13 protein-coding genes are annotated in these 13,877 nt (G+C 47.5%); 10 read left to right on the top strand and 3 right to left on the bottom strand.

What is annotated here, in order from left to right:
- Positions 1–104 precede the first annotated feature (104 nt).
- On the top strand, positions 105–656 hold the full coding sequence (locus Q0V21_RS13880; RefSeq protein ID WP_301879395.1) for a TlpA disulfide reductase family protein: 552 nt from the start codon (positions 105–107) through the stop codon (positions 654–656).
- Between the two features lie 78 nt (positions 657–734).
- Here the strand turns inward: Q0V21_RS13880 and cimA are convergent, their stop codons facing one another.
- Positions 735–2,354: a citramalate synthase gene (gene cimA / locus Q0V21_RS13875; protein WP_301879394.1), complete on the bottom strand. Its 1,620-nt coding sequence runs from the start codon at positions 2,352–2,354 to the stop codon at positions 735–737.
- Between the two features lie 551 nt (positions 2,355–2,905).
- Between cimA and Q0V21_RS13870 the strand changes: the two genes are divergently transcribed.
- The 3 genes from Q0V21_RS13870 to Q0V21_RS13860 all read left to right on the top strand — a co-directional run bounded on the left by Q0V21_RS13870 (position 2,906) and on the right by Q0V21_RS13860 (position 6,180).
- Positions 2,906–4,210, top strand: coding sequence for a DNA polymerase IV (locus tag Q0V21_RS13870; RefSeq protein ID WP_301879393.1), 1,305 nt, complete (start codon positions 2,906–2,908; stop codon positions 4,208–4,210).
- 119 nt (positions 4,211–4,329) lie between these two features.
- Positions 4,330–4,572 carry a ferredoxin gene (locus Q0V21_RS13865; RefSeq protein WP_024629252.1) on the top strand — a complete coding sequence of 81 codons (243 nt, stop codon included), beginning with the start codon at positions 4,330–4,332 and terminating at the stop codon, positions 4,570–4,572.
- A gap of 171 nt (positions 4,573–4,743) precedes the next feature.
- The gene (locus tag Q0V21_RS13860) at positions 4,744–6,180 is read left to right on the top strand and encodes a L,D-transpeptidase family protein (RefSeq protein WP_301879392.1); all 1,437 of its coding nucleotides are present in this window, start codon (positions 4,744–4,746) and stop codon (positions 6,178–6,180) included.
- An 86-nt stretch (positions 6,181–6,266) separates the two neighbouring features.
- On the opposite strand, the gene Q0V21_RS13855 is transcribed toward Q0V21_RS13860, so the two are convergent.
- Positions 6,267–6,404, bottom strand: coding sequence for a hypothetical protein (locus Q0V21_RS13855; protein WP_162842436.1), 138 nt, complete (start codon positions 6,402–6,404; stop codon positions 6,267–6,269).
- 260 nt (positions 6,405–6,664) lie between these two features.
- On the opposite strand from Q0V21_RS13855, the gene Q0V21_RS13850 reads away from it, so the two are divergent.
- The 3 genes from Q0V21_RS13850 to Q0V21_RS13840 all read left to right on the top strand — a co-directional run bounded on the left by Q0V21_RS13850 (position 6,665) and on the right by Q0V21_RS13840 (position 9,194).
- A complete protein-coding gene (locus tag Q0V21_RS13850) occupies positions 6,665–7,762 on the top strand; it encodes a quinone-dependent dihydroorotate dehydrogenase (protein WP_024629254.1) in 1,098 nt (365 codons plus the stop codon).
- Between the two features lie 135 nt (positions 7,763–7,897).
- A complete protein-coding gene (gene yjbM, locus Q0V21_RS13845; RefSeq protein WP_063564788.1) occupies positions 7,898–8,713 on the top strand; it encodes a GTP diphosphokinase in 816 nt (271 codons plus the stop codon).
- A complete protein-coding gene (locus Q0V21_RS13840; protein WP_079347255.1) occupies positions 8,700–9,194 on the top strand; it encodes a DUF309 domain-containing protein in 495 nt (164 codons plus the stop codon). The genes yjbM and Q0V21_RS13840 overlap by 14 nt, the downstream gene beginning before the upstream one ends.
- A gap of 128 nt (positions 9,195–9,322) precedes the next feature.
- On the opposite strand, the gene Q0V21_RS13835 is transcribed toward Q0V21_RS13840, so the two are convergent.
- Positions 9,323–9,871 (bottom strand): thioredoxin family protein, encoded by a 549-nt coding sequence (locus tag Q0V21_RS13835; protein ID WP_079347252.1) that lies wholly within the window; start codon positions 9,869–9,871, stop codon positions 9,323–9,325.
- Positions 9,872–10,092: 221 nt separating this feature from the next.
- Between Q0V21_RS13835 and Q0V21_RS13830 the strand changes: the two genes are divergently transcribed.
- The 3 genes from Q0V21_RS13830 to Q0V21_RS13820 all read left to right on the top strand — a co-directional run bounded on the left by Q0V21_RS13830 (position 10,093) and on the right by Q0V21_RS13820 (position 13,832).
- Positions 10,093–11,787: an RsmB/NOP family class I SAM-dependent RNA methyltransferase gene (locus Q0V21_RS13830; protein ID WP_301879385.1), complete on the top strand. Its 1,695-nt coding sequence runs from the start codon at positions 10,093–10,095 to the stop codon at positions 11,785–11,787.
- Complete coding sequence (locus tag Q0V21_RS13825; RefSeq protein WP_301879384.1) at positions 11,784–12,530, top strand: pseudouridine synthase; 747 nt, start codon at positions 11,784–11,786, stop codon at positions 12,528–12,530. Before Q0V21_RS13830 ends, Q0V21_RS13825 begins: the two co-directional genes overlap by 4 nt.
- A gap of 498 nt (positions 12,531–13,028) precedes the next feature.
- Entirely contained in the window at positions 13,029–13,832 is an 804-nt protein-coding gene (locus Q0V21_RS13820) for a Cof-type HAD-IIB family hydrolase (protein WP_079347244.1), read from the top strand.
- Positions 13,833–13,877: the final 45 nt, after the last annotated feature.

Raw genomic sequence — 13,877 nt, 5'->3', positions numbered from 1 at the left:
ACAGGGTACAATATGAAAGAACGCATTTGGATTAAGTCCAAAAAAGCGTTACCATCTGCTGCATTTGCGTTAGATGTGCTGATCAAATAAAAGGGTGGCTGGCCATGAAACGAAACATATACATACTGCTGGGTGTTGTATTGCTTGTGGGCATTGCTTTGGCTCAAAATGCAGACAACGGAATTGCAGCCGTTTTTAAGCAAGAGGAGCCGATGCCCACAGAGACGGGGCCAAAGGCAGGTCTACTGGCACCAGCCTTCTCTTTGCACGCCATGGATGGGAAAACCTACTCTGTAGGCGGAGCCAAGGAAAAGGCCATCTTCGTCAGTTTCTGGGCATCCTGGTGTGAACCGTGCAAGCAGGAGGCTCCTGAGCTTAATACATTGGCAGCAAAATACAAAGATAAACTGGATCTGTACGGTGTGAATGTAACCACGTACGATAAAATCAGGGATGCCAAAGCCTTTGTGGATGAATACAAACTGACGTTCCCTATTTTGCTTGATGAAGACGGAACAGCATATGCCAAATATAACGGTATCGCTTTTCCGACGAATGTACTGATTGACTCCAGAGGTGTCGTACAGGAAATTATCCTGGGGATTCTGCCAGAAAAAGAGCTGGAGCGCAAAATTAAGGGATTAATTACGGATTAGCCAAGCGAGAAGCAAAAGCGCCCGTCTTCCAATGTTTATTGGAGACAGGCGCTTTTTTTATTTTCCGGGAAATATGCATTAATGGTTGCTTAGTCCGTGAGCAGGTATGTTGACTACATCAGGCTCGTGCTGCAATTTTTCCTGAAGAAGGGCATAACGGAAACTGTGTACAAGTGCTTCCCAGCTCGCTTCAATCACGTTCTCGGACACACCGACCGTATTCCACGTGTTTTCGGTGTTTTTGGATTCAATTAATACACGAACCTTCGCTGCGGTAGCGTCTTTTTCATCCAAAACACGTACTTTATAGTCGGAGAGATGCATGTTGGCAAGGGAAGGGAAGTATTGCACAAGGGCTTTACGAAGCGCGTTATCCAGTGCATTGACTGGACCATTGCCTTCAGCCGCAGTATAAGCACTTGTCCCGCCTACATTAAGTTTAACAAAGGCTTCCGAAACAACCGGCTTGCCAGCCACTTTTTCAACAAGCATCTTGAATGATTCAAAGGTAAACAATTCTTTCATGTCACCGTTGGCTTCACGAATCAACAATTCAAGCGAGGCATCGGCGCCTTCGAACTGATAACCCTGATGTTCCAGATCTTTGATCTTCTCAATGATCTGACGTGAGTTGGCACTGCTCGGATCGAATTCAAGACCCAGTTCCTGTGCTTTGGACACGATGTTGCTTTGTCCTGCCAGTTCGGAGACGAGTACACGCTGTTTGTTCCCTACAAGCTCGGGCGCGATATGTTCGTAGGTTCGCGAATCACGCAATATAGCTGAGACGTGGATGCCACCCTTGTGGGCGAAAGCAGCATTTCCGACATATGGCTGATTGATCGGCATATTTACATTGGCAATCTCACTAACGTAACGGGCCACATTTGTGAGTTGTCGCATCGAATCCTCAGACACGCATTCATATCCAAGCTTCAGTTGCAAATTAGGAATAATGGAAGCGAGGTTGGCGTTACCACATCTCTCTCCGTAACCGTTCATTGTACCCTGGACCTGTCTGGCCCCAGCTTGTACAGCGCTTAACGTATTGGCGACAGCAAGTTCACAATCATTATGAGTATGAATACCCAATTGAGCCTGTGGAAGGCGCTCAGCCAGTGTGGATACGATCTCATACACTTCATGTGGCATCGTTCCGCCATTGGTATCGCACATCACAAGCCAGTCCGCTCCGGCTTCATGGGCTTTGGTCAGCACGGCCTGTGCATATTCCGGGTTGTGCTTGAATCCGTCGAAGAAATGCTCTGCATCAAAGATGACTTCCATGCCGTTTTGTTTCAGGTAGACAATAGAATCGTAGATCATGGACAGGTTTTCTTCCAAAGTGGTTTGCAAAGCCGTGTGCACGTGGAAATCCCATGATTTACCAACCAGCGTCGCTGCCTGAGCACCTGATTCAATCATGCGCTTCAAATTGGCGTCTTCACTCGCAATGCTGCCTTTACGGCGCGTGCTGCCAAAAGCGACAATTTTGGCATTCAGGTTCAATTCCTTGACTCTTTTGAAAAACTCAATGTCCTTGGTGTTACTGCCGGGAATTCCGCCTTCAATATAATGAGCACCGAGGTCATCAAGCTTCTTGGCAATTTTGAGCTTGTCATCTGCCGATAAGCTGACTCCCTCCCCTTGTGTGCCGTCACGTAAAGTCGTATCGAAGATGGAGATGGCCTTTGACATGAAGATCCTCCTTTAAGATGAAGCGCTTTTTTTTAGAAAGTTTAATGGTGTGTTTAAGAAAACGGTTGATCATATGGGTGACGAATCCTTCGATTCTGTAACGCTACACTGTATTAAATTCAAAGTGTAGATTTGTCCTAAAATCGTGAATTTGTATAATTAATTATTATAGCACCATTATCGCCAAATGCTACATCGAATTCACCATTTGGTGTAACAAATGATGGATTGTAGAGTAGAGTGTGTTGTAAACAGTAGTCTTGTAATATGTTATGCTTCATCTATATGCAGCTATTCCGGGATTAAATATGGATTCTAAATTTGTTCTGTATAAATGGAGGGAAGAAGATGACTATTGTTTGGGAGAATATAATCATTTCTTTCATTTTGATCGCTATTATGGTCGTTTCCGTGTGGGGTGTCATTCGAATGATCGTTAAATCTCTCCGAAAATAAGGGGATATGAATGATATTTACATAAGGGATTTTGATATAATAGATAAGAGAATGCTTTTCGAGGAATAGTGTATATGAAAGGGCGGTAGTAGATCATGTCTTCAGACCAAACGAATAATAACATGAACGTAGATCGATATTATCCTGCCGCCGGACGAGTGATTCTGCATGTCGATATGAATGCTTTTTATTGCTCTGTACATGAAGCCGAGGAACCGGAATTATATAGAGGAAAAGCGACGGCCGTTGCTGGCAGCAGTGAAGTGCGCAAAGGCGTCATTGTAACTTGTTCGTACACAGCTCGCAGAAGGGGCATCTCCACAGGCATGGTCGTTCATCAAGCGCTGAAGAAGTGTCCTGACTTAATAGTGATTCGACCGGATTTTCATTTGTATCGAAGGTATTCGAGAGAATTCATGAAAATAGCTTACAGTTATACGCCGCTGCTCGAAGCGACCTCGATCGATGAATGTTACCTCGATATTACAGGGTCCAGACAGTTCGGTACACCGCTGGAAATTGCAGAGAGTATTCAGAACCGAATCCGGGATGAATTGGGGATGCCTTGTTCGATCGGAATTGCACCCAACAAGCTGCTTGCCAAGATGGCCTCTGATTTGAAAAAGCCTAATGGCATTTCCATTTTGCGGATGAGAGATGTGCCTCAGATTTTATGGCATAGACCGTGTAACGAGATGTTTGGCATCGGTAAAAAAACAGCTGAAAAGCTGAAGAAGCTGGGCATTGAAACGATAGGACAGTTGGCCAAATCAGACGAGCGGATGTTAACCGATGTGTTTGGAATCAATGGCTCTTGGTTAAAAAATTCAGCAAACGGCATTAATCATTCAGCAGTTCAGGCTGAACGTGAAGCGAATAAATCGATTGGACACACGACAACGTTACCTGCGGATATATCTGAAATGGATGATGTGCATCGGGTGTTACTGAATATAAGTGACCAGGTTGCCAGACGGTTGCGCAAGCACGAAATGCTCAGTCAGGGCATTCAGATTACGATTCGTACACCGGATATGAAGACCATTACGAGATCGCGCATGATGGAAGTGCCTACTGAAGATGCGTCGGTCATATACCGGGAAGCCTGTGCTTTGTTTGCGAAACATTGGGGCGGGGGCAAGCCGGTTCGTATGCTGGGGGTAACCCTTCAAACGCTAATCCCGCGCGAGGAGTCGGCGATACAGCTTGATCTGTTTGAATATGAGCAGGAGCCGAAGAAGGAAAACCTGATTCGCATTATGGATCAGTTGCGTGACAAATTTGGCGAAAATGCTATCGTTACAGCTGGAATGCTGGGGGATGATCCTTCCGTATTACTACGCAATCATAAAGTGCGGGGAACTTCGCTGCAAAAAGATAATTTGCAAAGTCTTGATTAAATAGGGCATAATGGAGTCTTGAGGCTGTTAAAATGATTTGTAATAACTCTTACTTTGTATTAATATGTTTCTAGATAAAAATACTGTACGTTTTTGAATAATAGGAGGAGAGATAGGTAATGAGTAAATTTACTTGGGTTGAAAAGGATACATGTATTGCGTGCGGAGCATGTGGAGCAACGGCGCCAGACATTTATGATTATGATGATGAAGGTTTGGCAGAAGTAATTTTCGATGGGGATGCCAACAAAGGGATCAAGGCAATTCCGGATGACTTGTTCGACGACATGCAGGATGCTTGCGACGGCTGCCCTACGGACTCCATTAAAGTAGCGGATGAACCTTTCAATAAAGAAGGCTAATTCCTTTCATATGAAATATACAAAAGCACATTTTTCTGTCTTTGGGACAGGGGAGTGTGCTTTTTTGTCGAATATTGAGGCTTCGATCCGGGTACTCAAGTCCTATGGATTTCTTGTCATCAATTGCCGATATAGAAAGAAACGGAATACGGCGAAATGATGGAGGATCGGATGCAAAATACTCATTTGAGAACTTATGTAAAGAAACATCCAGATAATAAAATGGCCTGGTATTTACTCGGTAAGGAATATTTGGGTGAAGGGCAGGAGGCCAAGGCGAACTATTGTTTTCAGCAGGCGGGTGAAGTCTACGAAGCTTTCGAGCGAAGCAAGGCACCGGCAGATATATGGGTGGATTATCAGGAGAAGCTGGTCGAGGTGGCTGAGCAAAAGGAGAAAAAACATCGTGTTCGCAAGATGTGGCTCACTCTGCTGATGCTGCTTGTACTGGCAGGATTACCCCCTGCAGATGCTCCTGGATTCAATCGTGATGCGGCAGATGTATTGGCCTCGGCGTTGGAACCGACGGATGATTCCACGGACAAATCAGGAGATAGCCCGGCAGATGATCCGGCTCCTGTAGTGAATTCCAATGTGTTTACAGCAGCGGCATTCGGTGGAGGTGACCAGGGTGAAGCTGCATTGGCAGCTGCATGGTCGGGCTCTGGTCCGAAAGTGCAGACATCAGCTGTGCTTGGGATGCAGGTTGCGGGTAACTGGACGTTGTGGAAGCGAAATATGTCGGTGAAATACATCGTACAGACCAACAGCAATGGCAAATTAACCGCACAGAGTTATGATGCCAAGCAGTGTAATTGTGAACCACCGGAAGTATCACAAGAGATCAAGCGGCTGGCACAAGCCTGGACAGCAAAACAGGAATCCGCGGCAGCGCTGTCAAGTGCTATGATTACATATAAAAAACAAAATGGAACCTGGCCGAAGAATGTGGCACAGCTTGCCCAGCCCTTTCCTGATAATATTTTGGGAGAAACTGCACCAGGCATGACCCGGTTGTTCCCGGCACTACTAGCCATACATCAGCAAGGGGAAAGGGAAAACGGGAAGAATAGAGATGAAGGAACACGTGAGATTTCAGATTCGACGCAAGGCAAAAATACTGCATTTGTGGATACGTTAGGCGAAAAGCCTTTTTTGCAGGATCGCCTTGAAATTATTGTGGACAAGAGTAGGCATAAGCTTGCACTGATTAGTGGCAACACCATTATTCGGAATTACGAGGTGGGGCTTGGGGGAGATCGCACGCCAGAGGGTTCGTTTGTAATCTCAGACAAGGTTGTTAATCCAAATGGTCGCTCCAACGGCGAATTTGGGAGTAGAGGAATGCAGTTATCTGATACGAATTATGCCATCCATGGGACCAACGAGCCAAACAGTATCGGGCTGGATGAATCCCTTGGATGTGTGAGGATGAGTACTGAAGATGTGGAAGAGCTGTTTGCGCTTGCTCCTCAGGGAACTCCGGTACGCATCGGGAAAGATTTGCTGCCAGAGACAGCTGTTATTCCAGAAGCAAAGAATCGCTACCGGTACACACTCGTTCCCAAGCAAAGTAATCCGAATAAGACGTATCATTGGTTGAATTAAACGGAAAACCAAGTGATTCAGACCGAAGAAAACGTAAAATCCAAGCTGGATTAGTATGTAGATGCAGAAACAGTTGGTTGGAGCATTTACAGGTTGGCGATAATAATAAGCGCACCAATGATAATGATCAGTCCACCGACGCTGGCTGCCGTCCAGATAATCGCTTTCCGGTTGACCTCATCTTTCTTTTGCTGCAAAGTAGGTGGTTTGCGTTTGGGAGCCATGGGCTGTTTCCTCCTTCATGGAATAAGGCTAATATCGATCTAGCCATGCTCCCATTGTAAAGAATTCAACTCGTCATTTCCAGTAGGCGGGTGGATTTCTTGTGAGCGCTTAGAGTTTAAGCTAAATGCTTCTGTCTATGCTCAAACTACTTTCCTTTTGCAGAAGAAACGGATAGACTTGTGTATAGAGTGTTTTTTTACATATGAAAAAGACGGAAAGCAGTTTTTTCAGCGTACCGGACCAGAACGGAGTGAGTGATTTGTTATACAGAAGTCTTGCTAAACCCTTGTTGTTCAAAATGGACCCTGAGCAGGCCCATCATCTAATTATCGGCGGCCTCAGCGGAATGGGGAGTATTCGCCCGGTTCCATCCGGTTTGCGTGTCATGTATGGCGTGCGTGAAACAGCGGATCTGGCTGTGGATATGTTTGGCTGCCACTTCCCTACGCCTGTAGGCCTTGCTGCCGGTTTGGACAAAAACGGACAGGCTGTAACGGGCTTTTCTTCCATTGGGTTTGGCTTCATGGAAGTAGGCACAGTCACACCGCTTGCACAGCCTGGCAACGACCAGCCGCGTTTATTTCGCCTGCCTCCCGATGAGGCCTTGGTGAACCGGATGGGCTTCAATAATCTCGGAGCGGAAGCGATGGCGGGTGAATTGGCACGCCTTACGGAGCGCCGAATTCCAGTGGCCGTAAATATAGGTAAAAATAAAGCGACTCCAAATGAAGAAGCGCATCTGGATTATGAAAAATGCATTCGGGCGCTGTACGATTATGCGGACCTGTTTGTGGTGAATATTAGTTCACCAAATACACCGGATTTGCGTAATCTGCAACATGGGAATGAATTGAAGGAATTGCTTGCTGCTGTCATGAATGAGATGGAGACGCAGCGCAAAAGAGCGGGCGGTGCCGTTAAATCGGTGCTGGTCAAAATTGCACCGGATGTGAATGACCAGGAGCTTGAATATATGGTAAGTACCATTGCAGATAGTGGGGTTGCCGGAATCATTGCAACGAATACAACGATCAGCCGAGATGGACTGTCCCATCAGCATGCCAAAGAGACAGGTGGACTAAGTGGCAAACCGCTGCGTGACCGTTCCACGGAAATCATTCGTCAGATCTATCGCCAGACAGAAGGCAAGCTGCCGATCATCGGATCGGGTGGCATTTTCACTAGCGAAGATGCTTACGAAAAGATTAAAGCTGGAGCCAGCCTGGTGGAAATATATACGGCATTAATCTATGAAGGACCTGAAGTGAATCGGCGCATTCATGCCGGACTGCGTGAGTTGCTGCGCAAAGACGGCTACAGCCATATATCGGAAGCTGTCGGTGCAGAGCATCGTTAAGCGTTGTTTCGAAGTTCCCCGAACTGGAAATTAGAAGCGTGGAAGAGGGTAATGTCGTACGGGACTCTTCCCCCCGCTTAACATCATGTATAATGGATAAGAACAGGGGAAGCTATAGAGACAGGAGGCATAAGCATGGACGGTAGAGACTGGGGTACATTTTTACTTCCTTATGAACAAGCGGTAGAGGAATTGAAAGTTAAGTTTAAAACGATGCGGGCGGAGCTTAAGAAAAGGGAAGAATACGCCCCGATCGAATTCGTTACCGGTCGTGTCAAAAAAATATCCAGCATTCTGGAGAAATCCAGACGCCTGAATGTGCCGCTTGATCAGGTGGAAACGGGCATTGAGGATATTGCAGGTATCCGCATTATGTGTCAGTTTGTGGATGATATTCGGCGGGTAGCCGAGTATATTCGCGGTCGTAAGGATTTGACGGTATTAATCGAGAAAGATTATATCACCAATTTCAAAGAGAGCGGCTACCGCAGTTTCCATATGATTATTGAGTATCCTGTTCAAACAGCCCTTGGACAGAAGAACGTGCTGGCCGAGATTCAGATTCGGACGCTGGCGATGAACTTCTGGGCTACGATTGAACACTCCTTGAGTTACAAGTTTCGGGAGAGCCTGCCTGATGATATGCGGGCAAGGTTGAAAAAAACGGCTGAAGCCGCTTTTGTACTCGATAATGAAATGTCGGCGATTCGTCTGCAAATTCTGGAGGCGCAAAAGGCTTTTGAGGATGATTCCAATATCGTATCAAGAACGCTGAGCATCATACATCAGTTGTATTTCTACCACCTCGTGAATGAAGCGATAGAGGCACAGAAGCGCTTCAATGACTGCTGGGAGCGTCATGATATGGAAGGGTTGAAAGACCTTCTCGATGATGTGAAAGCACTTCTGAATGCGGCCAGAAAGGGCGAAAACCCGGATGAGCAGCTATGAGCCGCTGTATGTTGACTATCTAATCTACTTCAATCGCGATCAGGACTACTTTGAATGCCATGAGGTATTGGAAGAGCTGTGGCTTGAACGTGATCGGGATTCTCTGTACAAAGGATTACTGCAAATCGCAGTGGGGCTGTACCATTTCAGAAATGCGAACCTTCGTGGGGGACGTATGATGTTACAGAGTTCGATAGATCTGCTGAAGTCCTATCCGGAAACTGCGAGAGGCATTGCCCTTGGGCCGTTGGTGCGAGAAGTACAGGAACTAGTTGATGGACTTTCGGGTACTGAGCCACAGAAATTTTCTTACAGAGATTTGCACATTCAAATTAAGGATGAGGTGCTGGTTCAGAAGATTCGGGAACGAGCCCTTGAACTGAAGCCCAATATTCCCCAACGCCGAAGTCCTACACGTGGACGAATCTATGAAGAGAAGATCAAAGCATTGCAGCAGGAACAGAACTTGCAGAGCGAGTAAGCTTGTCATGGAAAGTCATCATTCATTTGATCAATAACATAGTGTCCAACATATGACTTGATAAAAAACACCCCGACAGCTCCTCTAGAGGAATTGGCCGGGGTGTTCGATATTATAGGGATATACGATTAGCTTGCTGATGGAGTGGCACTGCCTTTATATTTCTCGAAAAATTGCTTGTAGTCATCCAAAGTATAACCGTTGTCACTGCCACTTTCCTGCAGTCCGCCAACCATGCGGTCTTTCTCCACACCATCCTGGTAATATACCAGAGTCGGTGTGTACTCAATGTTATAATCAGTCCAACCGGAATCGAATTCCCGCAGATTGAACTGAGGAAGCTCGATGCCTTCACTGTCCACCAATGGCATCAGCTGAGGTGTTGTCGCACGGCAGTGTGAGCAATCGGAGGCGAAGAAATAGACAAAGAAGCTATCTTTGTTATTAATTCTGGCTTTCAGATCATCAGGCAAAATAATTTGTTGGTAGTTCGGATCGTCCAGCAATTCGCGTGTTGCGGGATTAAGCTTGGAAGCGGCGATGCCATAGGCATTCTGCACGCTATCCATTTGTTTCTTGGATTGCTGATTCACCAGAACGAGTACGGCAATCATTACAATGAAAACACCCAGGAAAATAAGGATCGCAGCACTTTTCTTTTTCTTCTTGGATTTCATTAAGACATCCCCCATCGATCATATCGAAATATAGTTTTGGCAAAAATACAGGATGGGATAATATGCATAAACACCCGAATTTTTGCACATCAATCAATCTACTTGCCATTATACTACATTACACGCTGTAGTGGAATACGTATGAATCAATAGGAAAGCCATGCCCGGATATGATAACATAGAACTATATGCAATTTTAACAAGACAGGATGAGTGGGATTATGGCTATACAGCTGCCTTCGATATTTGCCGAGCGAATGAAAAGCTTGTTAGGCGATGAATTTGAACAATTTATGAAATCTTATGAGCAGTCGCCACATGCGGGGCTGAGAGTGAATACGCTGAAAATATCGCTGGAACAATTCAAGGAAATTGCTCCATTTGATATGCGACCCATTCCGTGGTGCGGAACGGGTTTTTATGTGCCTCACGGGGTTAAGCCGGGGTTACATCCTTATTATCATGCAGGCTTGTATTATATTCAGGAACCAAGCGCCATGGCTCCGGTTGAATTGTTGGATGTGCAGCCTGGGGAACGTGTGCTTGATTTGTGCGCGGCTCCTGGCGGGAAAACAACCCAAATCGCAGCCAAGCTTCAGGGGAAAGGTGTACTTGTTACGAATGATATCCATGGGGAACGAACGAAGGCACTCGCCAAAAACGTGGAATTGTACGGGGTGCGTAATGCCGTTGTACTGAACGAGTCACCTGAGCGAATTGCGAAGGCATTCCCTCATTATTTTGATAAAGTGTTAATCGATGCTCCTTGCTCGGGTGAAGGCATGTTCCGCAAAGATGAGGACATGGTGAAATCCTGGGAACATCATTCGGTGGAGAAATGTGTGCTGATGCAGCGGGATATTTTGGAGACGGCAGCCAAGCTTCTTGCTCCAGGAGGAACGATAGTATATTCCACATGTACTTTTGCACCAGAGGAAAATGAAGCGATGATTGCGGAGTTTCTGAACATCAATCCTGATTTTGTGGTGAATAACATCCCTGATACTGCAGGATTTGCCCCAGGGCGCCCGGATTGGGTGCGTCAGATGCTGCCTGAGACAGCAGAAGAGACAGAATCTGTGCTGGACCAAACTCGCGGCACTGCGAGGTTATGGCCTCATCTGTTGGAGGGGGAAGGACATTATGTTGCTGTATTGCAGCATCGTGCGCAATTTATGGCTGAAAAAGATGCAAGTCGTGAAGCGAACAGTGAATTCCAGACTGGACAGGCAGTGGATAGAGATTTCACGCATCCCGGTGAATCCGAGGACCGATCTATCCATGTATCCCCACCTCTTACGAAAGAAGAACGGAAACGGGAACGTCTCATGAGAACCGAATCCAGGGAACGCAATGACAATGACAGGAGTTCACGTGGTGGCAGGACTCAGGGAAAACCGGGTAAAGGAAACGAACGAGGTGGCCGCAAAAACGAACGGGGTCAGGGACGAGGAGCCGACCAGGCGAGTGTCGATCCGGGAGCGGTATATGCTCAATTTGTACAAGAAAATCTGGAAATCCAGCTTGCTGGAGAAACGGTGTATTACGGCGATCGGGTGTATCAATCTTCTGTGGGTGCTGCTCGTCTGGAAGGGCTCAAGGTTATTCGGCCAGGATGGTTTATGGGTACCTTAAAGAATGGGCGATTTGTGCCCTCTCATCCGCTGGCATGTGCTTTGCATACAACAGAGTCGCAGCGATTCATCAATCTATCATCCGCTAACGGAGAAGCCGTAAGGTACCTCAAGGGAGAGACGTTGAACATCGAAGAAGCGCGTGTAGAACGCAAAGCAGATACGGCAGCCAAAGGTTATGTACTGGTATGTGTGGATGGTTTCGCTGCCGGCTGGGGGAAATGGCTGGATGGTGTACTGAAGAATGAATATCCGGCAGGCTGGAGGTGGACATCGGTATGAATGGAAAAGGCAAACAAACGCTGCGTCTGGATAAAATATTAAGCCATATGGGTGTGGGGTCCCGAAGTGAACTCAAAAAGATGGTAAAGCAGGGCAGAATTCGTGTGGACGGTAAACCGGTGAAAGATAGCGGTGTGCAGGTCAATCCGGACGTGAACGTGATTGAAGCTGACGGAGAGCGGATCATGTATCGGGAAATGATCTACCTGATGCTGCACAAACCACCTGGCGTGGTGTCGGCAACTGAAGATAATCGGGATAAAACGGTAATTGACCTGCTGCGTAAAGAAGATCGTGTCTTCGATCCGTTCCCGGTGGGACGACTGGACAAAGATACAGAGGGCCTTCTTATTCTAACGAATGACGGTCCACTTGCGCATGATTTGTTATCCCCCCGCAAACATGTACCCAAGACGTATGAAGCTCGTGTGCTGGGGAACGTTGATGAAGAAGATGTGCAACGATTCAAAGTCGGCATTCAGCTGGATGATGGATATGAGACTTTGCCTGCGGAATTGACTATTCTTCATCGTGAGGAAACGGAAGAGGGCGTATTCTCTTCCATTTCATTGATCATTCATGAAGGCAAGTTCCATCAGGTGAAAAGAATGTTCCAGGCTGTAGGCAAGCGCGTGGTTTATTTGAAGCGCGTAGCCATGGGTGACCTGGAGCTGGATGCCAATCTGGAAATTGGCAGCTATCGCGAGCTAACCGCAGAAGAATTAGACCTTCTGCGGAAGTAACAGCTCCCGCCCTTCGCGGAGCGGAGCAGGGAGCTTGGGCAGGGAGCGAAGCCCTGCCCACCGCGCCGAAGGCGCAACAGCTCCCGCCCTTCGCGGAGCGGAGCAGGGAGCCGGGCAGAGTGCGAAGCCCTGCCCACCGCGCCCCAGGCGCAACAGCTCCCGCCCTTCGCGGAGCGGAGCAGGGAGCCGGGCAGAGTGCGAAGCCCTGCCCACCGCGCCCCAGGCGCAACAGCTCCCGCCCTTCGCAAAGCGGAGCAGGGAGCCCGGGCAGGGAGCGAAGCCCTGCCCGTAATGGTCCCGCTTAAGCTTGGGCGGGACCGCCGCTGTCAAGCGGAGGACCCGGCAACCAAGCGCTCCCACGTCAACCGTCACATAGCAAGATCCCACCCGCCGCCGGTTAACAAAGCGGGAGTCCAGAGGGCAGAGCCCTCTGGGGCCCTCCCTCGGAAGGGAGGGTTTGGGTGGGTGCGACTCTCTTACAGATAAGGAATGAAGACAATGACAATTAAATTAATCGCACTGGATGTCGATGGAACGCTGCTTAATGATCATCATGAACTTACCGAAATGACGCAAGAGACCTTAATTCGTGCTTCCCGTCAGGGAGCCGAGATTGTCCTGTGTTCAGGCAGAGGCCCGGCGAATACGATTCCGTTTATGGAGCAGATGGGACTTGACGGATATGTCATTACACATAATGGAGCGGTAACGGCACAGGTCGAGACTCGTGAAGTGGTGCATCATTTTGCGATGGATGGACAGGGACTGGAGCCTTTCATAACATACTGCCGAACGCAAGGTGTGCATTTTGATATCAACACGGCGTTTGGACTTTACGTGGATCAGCCGGAAGGTTTGGAGTTGCAGGTACGCGAGATGTATCAAAACTTCATGGCAGAGCCATTAAAGTTGCCACAGTGGGCGGATATGACAGAACCACTTGCCAAATTCACTGCGTTTGGATCAATCGAGCAGATGAACGCGGTGCAACAGGAGTGGTCGACCTGGAATCTTCCTTATTATATGACACGCAGCGGTGATTTTTTCATTGATCTGATGCATCCCGAAGCTTCCAAAGGTGCAGCTCTCAAAAGACTGGCTGAAGCCAAAGGAATCCTTCCTTCCGAGATCATGGCGGTAGGTAACTACTACAATGACATCACAATGCTGACCTTTGCAGGCAAAGGGATTGCGATGGACAATTCCCCGGAGGAAGTTAAGGCTGCTGCGGATGAGGTTACACTTTCAAACAACGATCAGGGTGTAGTTCACGCTATCCAAAAATATGTGTTGTCCGTCTAACCAATGTGCTCTTAAATCGAATAGACGCTTTATCTTATAAACTAC

The organism is Paenibacillus sp. 11B (genome assembly GCF_030487755.1).
Taxonomy (GTDB): Bacteria; Bacillota; Bacilli; order Paenibacillales; family Paenibacillaceae; genus Paenibacillus; species Paenibacillus vandeheii.
The sequence above is the reverse complement of the archived record's forward strand: the minus strand, read 5'-3'. Positions and strand labels throughout refer to the sequence as shown.